Source organism: Streptomyces sp. HUAS 31, assembly GCF_028198125.1.
GTDB classification, from domain to species: domain Bacteria; phylum Actinomycetota; class Actinomycetes; order Streptomycetales; family Streptomycetaceae; genus Streptomyces; species Streptomyces chartreusis.
This window is the reverse complement of the sequence record NZ_CP116353.1, coordinates 4,857,883-4,874,126: the sequence shown is the minus strand read 5'-3', so window position 1 is coordinate 4,874,126 and position 16,244 is coordinate 4,857,883. Positions and strand designations below refer to the sequence as shown.

Here is a 16,244-nt window from a genome sequence, read left to right as displayed (position 1 = left end):
CCGACCAGTTCCCTGCGCGGCCACGCAGCGCATCGACAGGAGAGACCCTCGTGCCGAAGTCACGTATCCGCAAGAAGGCCGACTACACGCCGCCGCAGTCGAAGCAGGCGACCGCCATCAAGCTGAACAGCCGCTCATGGGTCGCCCCCGTGATGCTGGCCATGTTCATCCTCGGCCTGGCCTGGATCGTCGTCTTCTATGTGACGGACGGTTCGCTGCCCATCGAGGCGCTGGGCAACTGGAACATCGTGGTGGGCTTCGGCTTCATCGCCGCCGGTTTCGGCGTCTCCACCCAGTGGAAGTAGCGCCCGAACCCTCGGCCACCTCGCGGTGAACGCAGCTCTGCCCAGGGCTATCCGCTGAGTTATCCACAGCCTTGCAGCAATTTCCACAAGCTGACTGGGGAAAAGACGACGATCTGTGGATAACCCATCGGGGGTTGACGCCGGTATGACTGCCACACCGGTCACCCGAAGGCATCCCGAACACCTGTACGCCCCCTGCTTGACCTGCGGAAACACAGGTCAAAAGCAGGGGGCGTAGCCGTTCCCGCACCGTACGCACAAGATCCGCCACACGCTGTGGACAACAGGGCCGCTCACGTGGATAACGTCCGGGCTCAGCTGAGCTGGAGGGTCCTCAGCACGGTCATCAGCACCACCACGGCCAGGACCAGCGCACATGTGCCGTACTGCACCAGGGCCCGGCGCTCACGCGGGGCGTGGACCATCGCGTAGCCGATGACGACGCCGGCCACGAGGCCGCCGATGTGGGCCTGCCAGGCGATGTTGCCCCAGCCGAAGGTGAAGATGAGGTTGATCACCAGCAGGGCGATGATCGGCCGCATGTCGTACTGGAGGCGGCGCATCAGCACCGCGGTGGCGCCGAAGAGACCGAAGATGGCACCGGAGGCGCCGAGCGAGGCGCTGCTGGGACCGGCGAGCAGATAGGTGAGAGCGCTGCCGGCGAGGCCGGAGCAGAAGTAGAGCGCGAGGTAGCGGACCCGGCCGAGGGCTGCTTCGAGGGGACCGCCGAGCCACCAGAGGCTGAGCATGTTGAACGCGATGTGCCAGATGGCCTCGTGCGTGAACATCGAGGTCACCAGGCGCCACCACTCGCCCTCGGCGACGCCCTGGGTGGGATGGAACGGGGCCGGCGGCCAGGTGCCGACGAGTACGAGGTCGCTCAGCAGCCGATCGCTGGTCTGAACGGCGATGAAGACCGCGAGATTGATCCCGATGAGGATCTTGGTCAGCAGCCGGGGATCGGCGGCGACGGTGCCGCCCGCGATGGTGCGGGGCTGGGCGGCGGAGGGGGCGTGCCCGGTGCCGGAGCCGCCGCGGACGCAGTCGGGGCACTGGAATCCGACCGAGGCGCTGACCATGCATTCGGGGCAGATGGGTCGCTCGCAGCGGGTGCAGCGGATGCCGGTCTCGCGGTCAGGGTGGCGGTAGCAGCCGGGCAGGCTCTGCGCGTCCTGCGAGCTGCCGGCCTGCTGGTCCATGAGGTCCCCTAGGTCGTCGTACGCGATGCACGCCTAATGCACCGCCCCGCTCATCCTTACGGACGAGCGGGGCGTTTGGTTCCCTGCGGGACGTGTCGGACTCAGCCCTCGCGGGTCTCCACGACGACCGACTCGATGACGACGTCGTTCACGGGACGGTCGGTGCGCGGGTTCGTCTGCGCGGTCGCGATCGCGTCGATGACCTTCTGGCTCGCGCCGTCGTTGACCTCGCCGAAGATCGTGTGCTTGCGGTTCAGCCACGTCGTGGGGGCGACGGTGATGAAGAACTGCGAGCCGTTCGTGCCCGGGCCGGCGTTGGCCATGGCCAGCAGGTAGGGCTTGTCGAAGGCGAGGTCCGGGTGGAACTCGTCCTCGAACTGGTAGCCGGGACCGCCGGTGCCGTTGCCCAGGGGGTCGCCGCCCTGGATCATGAAGCCGCTGATGACCCGGTGGAAGACCGTGCCGTCGTAGAGCTTGGCCGTGGACTTCTCGCCGGTTTCGGGGTTCGTCCACTCACGCTCGCCCTTGGCGAGTTCGACGAAGTTCTTGACCGTCTTCGGCGCGTGGTTCGGGAGGAGCCGGACCTCGATGTCGCCGTTGTTGGTCTTCAGGGTGGCGTAAAGCTGCTCAGCCACGATCTGCCTTCCGTTGTCTTCCTGTGACCCCCCGATCCTCGCACGGTCTGCGGGATCCGTCGCCCGCCACTCGTTCACCGGCAGGCAACCGGGCGCTTCTCGTGCAGAAAAGTGACTGAGTGGGTACGTGGCGGGGGCGAGAGGCGACGAACCGTGGCATTGTCGACGACAAGCCACCGTTGAACCACATTGGTCCGTTATTGGGATTGATCAAGTAATTCGGCACCCATATGCCCGACCACACATGCCGCGGAGCGCTCCGACAGGCATGATCCGTAAAAGGGTGGAAAGTCGAAATACCGTACGCCACCGAGGAGGAGGATCCCGTGACCCGCATCGACAGCGTGCGCGCCGCGACCGGCTCGGCGAAGGACAGCGTGCTGCACGCCGCGGAAGTGGTGGCGCCCTACGCCGACACCGCCAAGGACAGGGCCGCACTGTATGCGCACGAGGCACGCGTACGGCTGGCGCCGATGGTTACGCAGGCCACCGAGCAGGCCCGCGCCCAGGCCCGTCTCCAGTACGACGCGCATCTCGCACCGCGGCTGGAGCAGGCCCTTACCCATGTGCCGCCGAAGGTCGACCTCGCCGCTCATGAAGCCGCCGTCCGTACCCGAAAGGCTGCCCGACAGGCCGCCGACTACTCCCGTCCGCGGATCGAGCAGGCGGTCGCCGCGGCCGTCCCCGTGCGGGACGAGGCCGCCGCGCGCGGTGCCGCCGCACTGGCCGCGCTGCGCGGCCAGGTCTCGCCGCAGGAGATCCAGCGACTGGTCCGCAAGCACGAGCGGCGGGCCAGGACCGGCCGCGTCGTGAAGACGCTGGCCGTGCTGGGCATCCTCGCGGGCGGTGCCATCGCCGCGTGGAAGTGGTGGGACAAGCAGGCCAACCCGGACTGGCTGGTCGAGCCGCCCGCCGCGACGGAGGTACCCGAGTCGAACCGCCTGACGTCCGTGGACGGCAGCGGCCTGGACCCGGAGGTACAGGCGAAGGAAGCCGAGGAGGAGGCCGCCCGGCGGGACGAGGGCCGCTGAAGGACCGGAGCCGGAGCCGGCGGCGGCCAAGAGCCGGTGACGGACGAGGGCCGGTGACGGACGAGGGCCGGTGATCTGAAGGCCGGTGATCTGAGGGCCTTCCGTTACGGCTTCTCGCGTACGACCTCTCACCCACGGCCCGGGCGCCGTAGGCGACGAAAAGTGGTGTGCACCCCATGAGTGGGCGCACACCACTTTGTCGTCTCCACGGCACTTCGCCGTCTCTACGCCCTTCGTCACCTGACGGGCACTCAGGAGCAGCAGCACACCAAAAAAGCCCCCTGACCTGCGTTTCCGTAGGTCAGGGGGCTGATATGTGGAGCCTAGGGGAGTCGAACCCCTGACATCTGCCATGCAAAGACAGCGCTCTACCAACTGAGCTAAGGCCCCTCAAAGAGGAACGTCCGGCCGGAGGAAAACCCCATACCGGCGGGCGCCAAGACCAGAGTACCCGGTCGCCCCCCGGATCCCGCAAAAGGATTGGGGGTCCCGGTAAACGACCACTCTCCGTAGGATGCTCGGCGTGGTTCGCTACAGCGAACCGCAGTTTTGGGGAAGCGATGGGGAGACGCAATGGACGCCGCACAGCAGGAAGCCACCGCAAGAGCGCGGGATCTGCAGCGGAACTGGTACGGGGAGCCGCTGGGGACGCTCTTCCGTAAGCTCATCGACGATCTTGGTCTCAACCAGGCTCGTCTCGCGGGGGTACTGGGACTGTCAGCACCGATGCTGTCGCAGCTGATGAGCGGGCAGCGGGCGAAGATCGGCAATCCCGCCGTGGTCCAGCGGGTGCAGCTGCTGCAGGACTTGGCGGGGCAGGTCGCGGACGGCAGTGTGAGCGCGGCCGAGGCCACCGAGCGCATGGAGGAGATCAAGAAGTCGCAGGGGGGCTCGGTGCTCAGCAACACCACGCACACGACGAACAGTTCGGGCGCGCCCACCGTCAAGCGGGTCGTGCGCGAGATCCAGTCGCTGCTGCGCTCGGTCGCCGCCGCGGGCGACATCATCGAGGCCGCTGAGACCCTCGCCCCCACCCACCCGGAACTGGCAGAGTTCCTCCGGGTGTACGGCGCCGGCCGCACCTCCGACGCGGTCGCGCACTACCAGTCCCACCAGAACTGACCCCCTGGCCCGGTCGCCGAGGGGGTATCGGCAGCCGGGCCGACGGTTGGAGTCCTGAGCGGGCACGAGGGGGTCGTGCGGGGGAGTCCGCGAAGGACGGTCAGCGAGGGGGAGTCGTATCGCTCGTCGTGGGGGAAGCAAGGGGGGTAACCGGAGGGGGAGGAGCGACGCACAGCCATGGGTGAGGTCTTCGCCGGGCGCTACGAACTGGTCGACCCGATCGGACGCGGGGGCGTCGGCGCCGTCTGGCGCGCCTTCGACCATCGCCGCCGGCGCTATGTGGCCGCCAAGGTGTTACAGCAGAGCGACGCGCACTCGCTGCTGCGGTTCGTCCGCGAACAGGCGCTGCGGATCGATCACCCCCATGTGCTCGCGCCCGCCAGCTGGGCCGCCGACGACGACAAGGTCCTGTTCACCATGGACCTGGTGGCCGGTGGCTCGCTGGTCCATCTCATAGGGGACTACGGCCCCTTGCCGCCCTCGTTCGTCTGCACCCTTCTCGACCAGCTTCTCGCGGGGCTCGCCGCGGTGCACTCGGAAGGCGTCGTCCATCGGGACATCAAGCCCGCCAACCTGCTCCTCGAAGCCACCGGCACGGGGCGACCGCGGCTCAGGCTCTCCGACTTCGGCATCGCGATGCGGCTCGGCGAGCCCCGTCTGACCGAGACCAACCTCGTGGTGGGAACTCCCGGTTATCTCGCTCCCGAGCAACTCATGGGCGCGGAACCGGACTTCCCCGCCGATCTGTTCGCCGTGGGGCTGGTGGCGGTGTACCTCCTGGAGGGCGCCAAGCCGGACTCCAAGGCACTCGTCCAGTACTTCACCACGCACGGGACGCCGGGTGCGCCCAAGGGCATTCCGGAACCGCTGTGGCAGGTCGTGGCCTCGCTGCTGCAACCTGATCCGGACGCGCGGTTCCGCACGGCGACGGGGGCGCGCAAGGCCCTCGCCGCGGCCGTCGAGCTGCTGCCGGAACCCGGCCCCGACGACGAGATCATCGAGATCTTCGACCAACTCGGTCCACTGCCACCGGGGTTCGCACCGGAGGGACCGCTCAAGCGGGCTCCGGGCATCGAAGGGGACCGGACCGGCTCCGGGCAGTTCCCGCTCGGTGAGGGCTCGACGGGGACGCCGAGATCGGCGAACGGGGTCGGGCCTGATCCGAGAAGCGTGGGCTCGGTGCGGAGCGACGGCACGGGACTCGGGGCGGCCGGCACCAGCTCTGATGCCGCGTACAGCGATCCGGGCCGTCCGGCGGCGGAGCCACCCGCCTCCCAGCCGCCGAGCGACAGCAACAGCAGCCGCTCCGTCAGCATGTCGGACACCGGCAGCTTCCACCTGCCGCTCCCGCAGCCCACTGGCTCCATCCCGCAGGGGCAAACGCCCTCGCCACAGCCCTACGCGGCACGAGGACCGGCGCAAGGACCGACCCAGGGCCGGGTGCAGACGGGCAGCGACAGCCCCAGCCACAACCACGGCCCCGGCCACGAGGGCGTGCAGCACCACCCGGCCGGCAGTCCCCAGGCCGGCAAGCCCCCTGCCAACAGCTCCCCCTACGACACCACGCACGTCCTGTCCTCCCCCCAACCGCACACGCCGCATTACCCGCCTCAGCCTCCGACGACGCCGCCACAGCACCAGCGCGTCGATGCCTCTACTGCTTCGTACACCGCTCAGAGCCCGCAGGTTCCACCTTCGGCTCCCCCAGTTCCGCAGCAACGCCGCCGCGGCGGTCACAGAGCCGTCCGCCGAGGGGCCCGAGGCCCCGCGCGCCACCCCGGCCCACCCGCCAAGGTCGCGGTGCCGCTCCTGCTGCTGGCGCTGGCCTGCTACGCCGTGGGGTTCTGGGCACTGGCCCAGCTCTGAGCGACAGCCGCACTGGCCCGGCTCTGAGCGACAGGCGCACCGACCCAGCGCTGAAAACTGGCTCACCGGCCCCTCGTTTACGACAGGCTCACCAGCCCCTCGTTTACGACAGGCTCACCAGCCCCTCGCGCACGACAGGCTCACCAACCCCTGAGCGGCGGGCTCACCACTCCCCGCCCTCTGGCCCCACACCTACAAGGCCCCAACCCTCCGCCGAGCGACCACCGCCCACACCCCCAGCACCACCAGCACCAAGGTCCCGGCCCCGATGCCGCTGACCGCGAGCACGGTCAGCGCGGCGTTCTCGATGCCCCCGGCCCCGTTGCCGGCGTCGTCCGCCGCGGCCGCCTCCCGGTCGCCCGCGGAGAGCTGGAACACGTCCCCCGGCTCGGACTCCCCCGCATAACCGGGCCCGGCCTGCGCCGCGCCCGACTCCTGCACGCGCAGCGTCAGCTCGAACGGCCCGTCGCCGTACCTCTCGGCCACCGCGGCCGACAGATGCACCACGAGGTAGTAGGAGCCGGCGAACCGCATGGCGCCGAGCCGGTCCGGGCCTGCGTACCGGTTCTCGTAGGCGACCGGAGGCAGGGGGTCGAGTTCGGCGGCCTTCTCGCTGCCGTCGTAGTTGGCGCCGGCGTCGTCGACGAATCCGCGCACGGGGTTGTAGAGGGCGAGGTTCAGGGCGCCGACCGCGTAGCCGTCGCCGCCGTCCGCGGCGCCCAGTTCGGCGGTGGCGTGGAGCTGGCGGCCCCAGTCGAGCGGCACCTTGTAGAAGAGCGTCCGCCCGGGCTGGATGTCGGAGGTCCACACGCCCTCGCCGACCGGCACCGCCGAGGCGAACCCGGCACCGCCCTTGCGTCGCTCGCCGTCGCCGGTGAGGGGGTCGGGCGAGGCGGAGTCCCAGGTCTCGGGGGCGCTCGTCTCGCCGGCCTGCTTCAGGGGCGACTCGGTGGCCGTGAAGAGCTCCAGGTCCCAGGTGTCCGGCACCGACTCGGCCGTGGTGACGCGCTCGACGATCACGTCGTAGGCACCCGCCGTCTCGCAGTGGGGCCGGTCGGCCGAGATCTCGCGCATGCCCCATGCCGCGATCGGACGGGGGCTGCGGACAACGCCGAAGGTCTCTGTGTCCTGCGAGCAGGAGCGGCCCTGGGCGTCCCGTACGGACACCTTGATTCCGTCGCCCGCGTGGATCGTGCTGCCGGCGTCGGGGACGGCGGTCACGGAGACATACGCGTCCGAGGTGTCGTCCAGGTCGATGCGGTAATGGGTCTCTCCGGCGCCGGGGAGGGAGCTCCTGTAGGTCGCGCCCGGAGTGATAGCCCCGGCGTCCGCGGTGCTCGCCCCGCCGCTGACGGGCCGGGCGTCCGGCGCGAAGGCGTAGGGACCGGGGGTTCCTGCGGCGAGGGCGGGCCCCGCCGGCAGGGCGGCCGTCGCGCACAGCAGCAGCGCAACCAGGCCGGCCGCACGCGTGCGTACCGGCGAGGAACCGCGCCACATCCTCGCGGGACGCCACCGCGCCGTACGCCGCCTCATCACGCGCCACCCCTCGTCACACCACAACCGGACCTCGGACTCGCCCATCCTGCCCAGCCCGGCCGCGCGGCACCCCCACAATCCGCACGGCCGTCCGAAAAGCCCGGCTCTACGACCTCCGGTCCGCTCGCGCAACTCGAAGCGAGGACGCCGTGCGCTGCGGCGGGTACACAAAACCCCGGCCGCTCGGGCGACCGGGGTCTGTGTGCAATCCGATGTCGTGGCTCACGAACCCGTGGGCACGGAGTCAGTCGCCTCCGTCCACAGATCCTGCTCGGCGCGATCCGCCTGGATCTGGCGGTACACGAGGAGCCCGCCGATGGCGGCCAGTGCGACCAGGAGAAGCTTCTTCACCGCGCGACCTCGTCTTTCCTTGACGTAGGGGACCTCTGGCGCCCGACTATACACACCGGTCGATATCAATCGGTGACCTGAGTCCGGGCTCAACTGCCCGCCGCTACAGCCCAGTAGAAGCGGATGCCGCCGCTCCGATCGGAGGGTGATCACACCCCGACGGACGGTGACCTTTGGCCCCTTTCCTCCATCTTCGCTCACTCATCGAGTGCCATGCGTCCATTCGAGTGCTGTTCATCTGAAGATCGACGCGCCACGGGCGTCGGTCCATGACTTCCGAGCGCCCATACACATCATTGGGAAAGTACGCAAATCGCCCAACCCGAAAGTGAGGGGCCATGACCAGGAACAAGGTCATGAACCTGTGGACGGCAGTCGTCACCGCCTTCCTCGCGCTGTGCACCGCGCTCGGATTCGTCACCAACACCGCCGCCGCGGCCGTACCGCACACCGAGACGAGCCGCCGGAGCAACGGCGACGACGACAAGCGCAGCGCCGAGCTGCCGGTGCCGGCGATGCCGCAATGGGCGTGGTCCTACGCCAGAGCGCTACCCCCCACGATGAAGCAGCGGATCCGAGCCGAGGCTCACGGAAAGACCCCCAGCTGCAGACACCGCCCGCTCAGCGAGACGGAAGCGGCCGCGACAGCCTCGACCACCCGAGAATGCGCCCACGCCGCGCAACCGGCGCAGCCACTGGTCCCGCACCAGCGCTGAACCCCCGGCTCCACCCGAGCTGTGACCCTCCGCTTGAACCTCGCAACACCACCTGCTTGAAACCCGCAACACCACGGCGAACCACTTCGCCCGTCCACGTCCCCGTCTCATCGCGTATCGACGATGTGCCGGAGATAGGTCCACGGGTCGTCGAGGTACCGCCGCCAATGATCGACGAGTTCCAGATCCCGCCAGCCGGCGGGACGCATTCCGTGGTCACCCACCTCGATGATCTCGGCGCCAGGAAGCGCCGTGAGCACGGGTGAGTGCGTCGCGCAGATGATCTGTGCGCCGGAACGCCCCAGTTCGTGCAGCAGCCCCACGAGTTGAAGACAAGAAGCGAAGGACAGCGCAGCCTCCGGCTCGTCCAGGACGTACAGCCCAGGCTCCTGAAACCGCTCGCGGAAGGCCATCAGAAAGCCCTCGCCGTGGCTCATCTCGTCCGCGGCACCGGACAGCCTTCCCGACTTCTGCTCACGGTCCAGCGCGTCCAGCGCCGTCTCCGCCCGCAGGAAGAACCCTCTGCGGCGCGTCCGAGGCCCGCGCAGCATGCGACGACCGGCTGCCGTCGCCTCGAACTTCATCCGGCCGCCCAGGACCGACGGCTCACGCCAAGTCGCGTACTTGTAGCCCGCGGATCCGCCCCAGGAGTCCAGGCCGAAGCCCTCCGCCAGCGCCTCGACGAGGGTCGACTTCCCCGAGCCGTTCTCCCCCACCAGGAACGTGACCGGTGCGGTGAATCTCAGGCCGTCGTCCAGTAGCTGCCGCACACAGGGCACCGACCAGGGCCAGCCGTCGCCTTCCTCCCGCTCGTCCTCGGCGACATGCGCGTATGCCCGTTCGACGATCATGCCGAAAGGCTCTCACCCGGCACTGACAACCGGGCACACGCGCACTCAGGGACCCTTACTGACGCCGTGGGCCCAGGATGCAGAACTCGTTGCCCTCGGGGTCTGCCATGACGACCCACGACTGCACGCCCTGGCCGATGTCGACGCGCTTGGCCCCGTGCGCCTCCAGCCGCGCCACCTCGGCGTCCTGGTCGTCGGGCCGGAAGTCGAGATGCAGCCGGCTCTTGCTCTGCTTGGCCTCGTCGAGCCGTACGAAGTCCAGTCCCGGCATGCGATCGGGCGCCGGACGGATCTCGAACTCGTCGTCGGAGGAGTGGACCACGACCCAGCCCAGAGCCTCGGCCCACCACTGCCCCAGCGCAGCCGGATCCTCCGAGTGCACGATTACCTGTTCCCATTCCAAGGTCATCCGCAGAGCTTAGATCTGCCGGGACTCCGGAAACAGGCTGCCGAATACCGAAAGAACCCCAGCCGTGACCGGCTGGGGTTCTTCGCGATGTGGGGCTAACAGGATTTGAACCTGTGGCCTCATCCTTATCAGGGATGCGCTCTAACCAACTGAGCTATAGCCCCGCCGCGCTCTGCGGTGTGTGTCCCGCGCGCTGACTCCTGAAGATTAGCGCACGACGTGGGCAGTCCCAAAATCGGTTGTCGGGGGACCGTCAGGAGAGGTTTGGAACCGCCTCCCGACGGCAACCGTCAACCGGCCTCGGCGAACCTCACTCGTCCTCTGCGAGCGTCAGCTCGACACCGCCCACGAAGCCGGCGGAGAGGTTGTAGATGAACGCGCCGAGCGTCGCCAGCGCCGTCGCCAGGACGACGTCGATGACCGCGATGATCGACGTGAACATCAGGACGTGCGGCAGCGACAGGAACGACTGGAGGTCGAAGCCGTTCGACTCGTTCGAGCCGGTCGCCTCGGAGATCGTGCCGCCGACCGTCGAGAAGACGCCCATCGCGTCCATGACCATCCACAGCACCGCGGACGCGACGATCGTGCAGATGCCCAGCGCGATGGAGAGCAGGAAGCTGACCTTCATCACCGACCACGGGTCGGCCTTGGCCACCCGCAGCCGCGCCTTGCGCGTGCGCGGCGTCGTACGCGCGCCCGTGCGGGGCCGGCGCACCGCGCCCGCCGGAGCGCCCGTCTGGTACGCCTGCGGCGGGTGGTAGGGCCCTGCGGCCTGCTGCGACTGCCGTTCCCCGGGCAGCGGCGAGCCCGGCGCCGGAGCGGCCTGCTGGGCCGCCCCGGGGTGGGGCTGGGGCTGCGGCTGGGCGCCCGGAGCCGCCCCGGCCGCGTACTGCTGGGCCTGCGGGCCTCGGGTGTCCGTCACGGTTCCCCCCTGGGATCCGGGTGCGTCCGGCGCGGGAGCGCCTTTCGCCGGCGACTTGATCGCTTTCAGCTGCGTGGTGTGCGTGTCCGTCGCAGGCGCGGCGGAGCCACGGCCGCCGCCCGTCTCCGAACCGGCCGTAGAACCGGTCGAGGTACCGGACGATCCGGCGCCCGTGGCTCCGCTCACGATGACTCTCTCCTCGTGCTACTCGGCCGAGGGTGCGTCCTCGTCCGTGCCGGCGGTCGCGGCCCCCTCGGCGGTCTCGTCGACGACCACGTCGCCGTCGACTTCCTCCGCCTCGCGTCCCGCCTCGGCGTTGCGTGCGACACCTACGACGGCATCGCGCTTGCCCAGGTTGATCAGTTGGACGCCCATGGTGTCACGGCCCGTCTCCCTGATCTCGTTGACTCGCGTACGAATCACACCGCCGCCCAGCGTGATGGCGAGGATCTCATCGGTCTCCTCGACCACCAGCGCGCCGACGAGAGAGCCGCGGTCCTCGACGATCTTGGCGGCCTTGATACCGAGGCCGCCGCGACCCTGGACGCGGTACTCGTCGACCGCGGTCCGCTTCGCGTACCCGCCGTCGGTGGCAGTGAACACGAACGTACCGGGTCGAACAACATTCATCGAGAGCAGCTCGTCTCCCTCGCGGAAGCTCATGCCCTTGACACCCGAGGTCGCGCGGCCCATCGGGCGCAGCGACTCGTCCGTGGCGGTGAACCTGATCGACTGAGCCTTCTTGCTGATCAGAAGCAGATCGTCGTCGGGCGAAACGAGCTCGGCACCGATCAGTTCGTCATCGGAACCGTCCTCCATCTCACGGAGGTTGATCGCGATGACACCGCCGGAGCGCGGCGAATCGTAATCCTTCAGAGGCGTCTTCTTCACCAGTCCCGCCTTCGTGGCGAGTACGAGGTACGGCACCGCCTCGTAGTCGCGGATGGCGAGGATCTCGGCGATCGCCTCGTCCGGCTGGAAGGCCAGCAGGTTGGCTACGTGCTGCCCGCGCGCGTCACGGCCGGCGTCCGGAAGCTCGTACGCCTTCGCCCGGTACACCCGGCCCTTGTTGGTGAAGAACAGCAGCCAGTGGTGGGTGGTCGAGACGAAGAAGTGGTCGACGATGTCGTCTTCCTTCAGCTTCGTGCCGCGTACGCCCTTGCCGCCGCGCTTCTGCGCGCGGTAGTCGACGGTCTTGGTGCGCTTGACGTAGCCGCTGCGCGAGACCGTGACGACGATGTCCTCCTCGGCGATCAGGTCCTCGATGGACATGTCACCGTCGTAGGGCACCAGCATGGTCTTGCGGTCGTCGCCGAACTTCTCGACGATCGCCGCCAGCTCCGCGCTGACGATGCCGCGCTGGCGGACCGGCGAGGCGAGGATCTCGTTGTACTCGGTGATCTTCGCCTGGAGCTCGTCGTGCTCCTGGATGATCTTCTGGCGCTCCAGGGCGGCCAGTCGGCGCAGCTGCATCTCGAGGATGGCGTTGGCCTGGATCTCGTCGATCTCCAGGAGGTCCATCAGGCCCGTACGCGCGATCTCGACCGTGTCACTGGCCCGGATCAGCGCGATGACCTCGTCGATGGCGTCCAGGGCCTTCAGCAGACCGCGCAGGATGTGCGCGCGCTCCTCGGCCTTGCGCAGCCGGAAGCGCGTACGGCGGACGATGACCTCGATCTGGTGCGTCACCCAGTGGCGGATGAACGCGTCCAGCGACAGCGTGCGCGGCACGCCGTCCACCAGCGCCAGCATGTTCGCGCCGAAGTTCGACTGCAGGTCGGTGTGCTTGTAGAGGTTGTTCAGCACGACCTTGGCGACCGCGTCCCGCTTGAGGACGATGACCAGGCGCTGACCGGTGCGGGACGACGTCTCGTCGCGGACGTCGGCGATGCCGCCGATCTTGCCGTCCTTCACCAGGTCGGCGATCTTCTGCGCGAGGTTGTCGGGGTTCGTCTGGTACGGCAGCTCCGTGACCACCAGGCACTGGCGGTTCTGGATCTCCTCGACCTCGACCACCGCGCGCATGGTGATGGAGCCGCGGCCGGTGCGGTACGCCTCCTCGATGCCCTTGCGGCCCACGACGAGCGCGCCGGTCGGGAAGTCCGGGCCCTTGATGCGCTCGATGAGCGCGTCCAGCAGCTCCTCGTGGGAGGCCTCGGGGTTCTCCAGGTACCACTGGGCGCCGGACGCGACCTCGCGCAGGTTGTGCGGCGGGATGTTGGTCGCCATGCCGACCGCGATACCGGCCGAGCCGTTGATCAGCAGGTTCGGGAAGCGGGCCGGCAGGACGGTCGGCTCCTGGGAGCGGCCGTCGTAGTTGTCCGTGAAGTCGACGGTCTCCTCGTCGATGTCACGGACCATCTCCATCGACAGCGGCGCCATCTTGCACTCGGTGTAGCGCATGGCCGCCGCCGGGTCGTTGCCCGGAGAGCCGAAGTTGCCGTTGGAGTCGACGAGCGGCATGCGCATCGACCACGGCTGGGCGAGACGGACCAGGGCGTCGTAGATCGAGGAGTCGCCGTGGGGGTGGTAGTTGCCCATGACGTCGCCGACGACGCGCGCACACTTGTAGAAGCCGCGCTCGGGGCGGTAACCGCCGTCGTACATGGCGTACAGGACGCGGCGGTGGACGGGCTTGAGGCCGTCACGGACGTCAGGGAGCGCACGCGAGACGATGACGGACATCGCGTAGTCGAGGTACGAGCGCTGCATCTCCGTCTCGAGCCCGACGGGCTCGACACGCAGGGTCTGTCCCTCGTCAGGAGTGACGGGAGTGTTCTCGTCGGTCATTGCTGGTGAAGATCCTTCCTGGTGCGGTCAGCTGAGACCGACTCAGATGTCGAGGAAGCGGACGTCCTTGGCGTTGCGCTGGATGAACTGGCGGCGCGCCTCGACGTCCTCGCCCATGAGGACCGAGAACAGGTCGTCGGCCTGGGCGGCGTCGTCGAGGGTGACCTGGCCGAGGACGCGGTGCTCCTGGTCCATGGTCGTGATGCGCAGCTCCTCGGCGTTCATCTCGCCGAGGCCCTTGAAGCGCTGGATCGAGTCCTCGCGGACGCGCTTGCCGCGCTGACGGCCCATCTCCAGGAGCGCGTCACGCTCGCGGTCGGAGTACGCGTACTCGACCTCGTCCCGGCCCCACTTGATCTTGTAGAGCGGGGGACGGGACAGGAACACGTGCCCGGCCTCGACCAGCGGCCGCATGAAGCGGAACAGGAAGGTCAGCAGCAGGGTGTTGATGTGCTGGCCGTCGACGTCGGCGTCCGCCATCAGGATGATCTTGTGATAGCGGAGCTTCTCGATGTCGAAGTCCTCGTGCACACCCGTGCCGAAGGCCGAGATCAGCGCCTGGATCTCCTGGTTCTGGAGGATCTTGTCGATCCGCGCCTTCTCGACGTTGAGGATCTTGCCTCGGATCGGGAGGATCGCCTGGTACTGCGGGTTGCGGCCGGACTTGGCCGAGCCGCCGGCGGAGTCACCCTCGACGATGAAGATCTCGCACTTGGTGGGGTCGTTCGACTGGCAGTCGGAGAGCTTGCCGGGGAGCGAGGCGCTCTCCAGCAGTCCCTTGCGGCGGGTCAGGTCGCGGGCCTTACGGGCCGCCACGCGCGCGGTGGCTGCCTGGATGCCCTTGCGGATGATGTCCGCCGCCTCGTTCGGGTTGCGGTCCAGCCAGTCGTTCAGGTGCTCGTAGACCGCCTTCTGCACGAAGGTCTTGGCCTCCGTGTTGCCCAGCTTGGTCTTCGTCTGGCCCTCGAACTGCGGCTCGCTCAGCTTCACCGAGATGATCGCCGTCAGACCCTCGCGGATGTCGTCACCCGTGAGGTTGTCGTCCTTCTCGCGCAGCAGCTTCTTGTCGCGCGCGTACTTGTTGATCAGGTTGGTGAGCGCCGCGCGGAAGCCCTCTTCGTGGGTACCGCCCTCGTGCGTGTGGATGATGTTGGCGAAGGAGTACACACCCTCGCTGTAGCCGCTGTTCCACTGCATGGCGACTTCGAGGGAGAGGGCCTTGTCCTTGTCCTCGGCCTCGAGGTCGATCACCGACGGGTGCACCACGTCGCCCTTGCGGGAGTTGAGGTACTTCACAAAGTCGACGATGCCGCCTTCGTAGTGGTACGTGACCTTCTTGACCTCGGCGGTCTCGTCCGCGCCGGCCTCGTCCGCGCCGGACGTGGCCTTGGCCGACTCGCGCTCGTCAGTGAGTTTGATCGTCAAACCCTTGTTGAGGAACGCCATCTCCTGGAAGCGCCGCGAGAGCGTCTCGAAGGAGTAGTCGGTGGTCTCGAAGATGTCGGCGTCGGCCCAGAAGGTGACCGACGTGCCCGTCTCCTCGGTCGCCTCGTGCTGGGCGAGCGGGGCCGTGGGGACGCCCATCTTGTAGTCCTGCGTCCAGCGGTGGCCGTCGGTCCTGACCTCGACCGCGACCTTCGAGGACAGCGCGTTCACGACGGAGACGCCCACGCCGTGCAGACCACCGGAGACCGCGTAGCCGCCGCCGCCGAACTTGCCGCCCGCGTGCAGCACGGTCAGCACGACCTCGAGCGCCGGCTTGTTCTCGGAGGGGACGATGCCCACCGGGATGCCGCGGCCGTTGTCGACGACGCGCACGCCGCCGTCGGCGAGGATCGTGATCTCGATGGTGTCCGCGTGACCGGCCAGCGCCTCGTCGACGGAGTTGTCCACCACCTCGTACACGAGGTGGTGGAGGCCGCGCTCGCCGGTCGAACCGATGTACATACCGGGTCGCTTGCGAACCGCGTCCAGACCCTCGAGGACGGTGATGGCGCTGGCGTCGTAGGAGGCGGTGACCTCGCTGTTCGACGGGGTCACCGCGCTGCTGGCGCCGGCGTCGGTGGACGGGATGTTCTCGTTGGGGTTGCCGGAATCGGCCACGAAGCGCCCTTTCTGGCACAGCACGAGCCAGGCTCGTCGGCGGGTTGCCGGAGCGGCTGCGGCATGTTGCGTTGGTAAGCCTTGATCAGCGTTGCTCAGCTTTTCCCGGACGGTCCCCACGATTGGGGCGGGATTGGGCTCCAGTCTACCGGTAGCGCCGACAGTGATGGGGGTTTGCCGGTACCTGAGTCCGCATGTGCCGCCCTGAACCTGCCTCTTCCGACTCCCGATATACGGATGGGGGCTCCAAGAGGCTCACAGAGCCACTCAGCGCTTCCGGCCGTCAACCCTTTGCTACTTAGGAGTCAGGTCGCGATTCGCAACCGCGTGCGGTCGTACGAGAAGGGGCTCGTCGGCGTCGTTTCGTGACCGGCGACGGCTACTGATGTGATGTCGGTCACTTGT

At 68.4% G+C, this 16,244-nt stretch carries 14 protein-coding genes and 2 tRNA genes; 5 read left to right on the top strand and 11 right to left on the bottom strand.

The features are described from left to right. The first annotated feature begins 50 nt into the window (after positions 1-50). Positions 51-305, top strand: coding sequence for a cell division protein CrgA (crgA, locus tag PGH47_RS21595; RefSeq protein WP_030945488.1), 255 nt, complete (start codon positions 51-53; stop codon positions 303-305). A 314-nt stretch (positions 306-619) separates the two neighbouring features. On the opposite strand, the gene PGH47_RS21590 is transcribed toward crgA, so the two are convergent. Then, positions 620-1,504 carry a rhomboid family intramembrane serine protease gene (locus PGH47_RS21590; protein WP_271664792.1) on the bottom strand — a complete coding sequence of 295 codons (885 nt, stop codon included), beginning with the start codon at positions 1,502-1,504 and terminating at the stop codon, positions 620-622. Positions 1,505-1,605: 101 nt separating this feature from the next. Continuing rightward, positions 1,606-2,139, bottom strand: a complete 534-nt coding sequence (locus PGH47_RS21585; RefSeq protein WP_107904953.1) for a peptidylprolyl isomerase — start codon at positions 2,137-2,139, stop codon at positions 1,606-1,608. Positions 2,140-2,465: 326 nt separating this feature from the next. Here PGH47_RS21585 and PGH47_RS21580 point away from each other — a divergent pair, with 326 nt between their 5' ends. Then, the gene (locus PGH47_RS21580) at positions 2,466-3,170 is read left to right on the top strand and encodes a DUF5324 family protein (RefSeq protein ID WP_271664791.1); all 705 of its coding nucleotides are present in this window, start codon (positions 2,466-2,468) and stop codon (positions 3,168-3,170) included. Positions 3,171-3,487: 317 nt separating this feature from the next. On the opposite strand, the gene PGH47_RS21575 is transcribed toward PGH47_RS21580, so the two are convergent. Continuing rightward, positions 3,488-3,560 (bottom strand) — tRNA-Ala (locus PGH47_RS21575). 183 nt (positions 3,561-3,743) lie between these two features. Here PGH47_RS21575 and PGH47_RS21570 point away from each other — a divergent pair. Both PGH47_RS21570 and PGH47_RS21565 read left to right on the top strand, forming a co-directional pair. Further along, a complete protein-coding gene (locus PGH47_RS21570) occupies positions 3,744-4,292 on the top strand; it encodes a helix-turn-helix domain-containing protein (RefSeq protein WP_030945501.1) in 549 nt (182 codons plus the stop codon). A gap of 177 nt (positions 4,293-4,469) precedes the next feature. Beyond that, positions 4,470-6,158: a serine/threonine-protein kinase gene (locus PGH47_RS21565; RefSeq protein WP_271664790.1), complete on the top strand. Its 1,689-nt coding sequence runs from the start codon at positions 4,470-4,472 to the stop codon at positions 6,156-6,158. A 192-nt stretch (positions 6,159-6,350) separates the two neighbouring features. Here PGH47_RS21565 and PGH47_RS21560 read toward each other — a convergent pair whose 3' ends face one another. Then, positions 6,351-7,691: a hypothetical protein gene (locus PGH47_RS21560; RefSeq protein WP_271664789.1), complete on the bottom strand. Its 1,341-nt coding sequence runs from the start codon at positions 7,689-7,691 to the stop codon at positions 6,351-6,353. 225 nt (positions 7,692-7,916) lie between these two features. Further along, positions 7,917-8,045: a DLW-39 family protein gene (locus tag PGH47_RS21555; RefSeq protein ID WP_003999697.1), complete on the bottom strand. Its 129-nt coding sequence runs from the start codon at positions 8,043-8,045 to the stop codon at positions 7,917-7,919. Positions 8,046-8,383: 338 nt separating this feature from the next. Here PGH47_RS21555 and PGH47_RS21550 point away from each other — a divergent pair, with 338 nt between their 5' ends. After that, on the top strand, positions 8,384-8,761 hold the full coding sequence (locus PGH47_RS21550; protein ID WP_271664788.1) for a DUF6344 domain-containing protein: 378 nt from the start codon (positions 8,384-8,386) through the stop codon (positions 8,759-8,761). A 107-nt stretch (positions 8,762-8,868) separates the two neighbouring features. Here the strand turns inward: PGH47_RS21550 and PGH47_RS21545 are convergent, their stop codons facing one another. The 6 genes from PGH47_RS21545 to gyrB form a co-directional block, all read right to left on the bottom strand. Beyond that, complete coding sequence (locus PGH47_RS21545) at positions 8,869-9,612, bottom strand: AAA family ATPase (protein WP_107904959.1); 744 nt, start codon at positions 9,610-9,612, stop codon at positions 8,869-8,871. Positions 9,613-9,667: 55 nt separating this feature from the next. Beyond that, a complete protein-coding gene (locus PGH47_RS21540; protein ID WP_271664787.1) occupies positions 9,668-10,021 on the bottom strand; it encodes a VOC family protein in 354 nt (117 codons plus the stop codon). 90 nt (positions 10,022-10,111) lie between these two features. Then, a tRNA-Ile gene (locus PGH47_RS21535) sits at positions 10,112-10,185 on the bottom strand. A 146-nt stretch (positions 10,186-10,331) separates the two neighbouring features. Further along, positions 10,332-11,132 (bottom strand): DUF3566 domain-containing protein, encoded by an 801-nt coding sequence (locus PGH47_RS21530; RefSeq protein ID WP_271664786.1) that lies wholly within the window; start codon positions 11,130-11,132, stop codon positions 10,332-10,334. An 18-nt stretch (positions 11,133-11,150) separates the two neighbouring features. Continuing rightward, the gene (gyrA, locus tag PGH47_RS21525) at positions 11,151-13,736 is read right to left on the bottom strand and encodes a DNA gyrase subunit A (RefSeq protein WP_271664785.1); all 2,586 of its coding nucleotides are present in this window, start codon (positions 13,734-13,736) and stop codon (positions 11,151-11,153) included. Positions 13,737-13,778: 42 nt separating this feature from the next. Next, positions 13,779-15,863, bottom strand: coding sequence for a DNA topoisomerase (ATP-hydrolyzing) subunit B (gyrB, locus tag PGH47_RS21520; protein WP_269639132.1), 2,085 nt, complete (start codon positions 15,861-15,863; stop codon positions 13,779-13,781). Positions 15,864-16,244 lie beyond the last annotated feature (381 nt).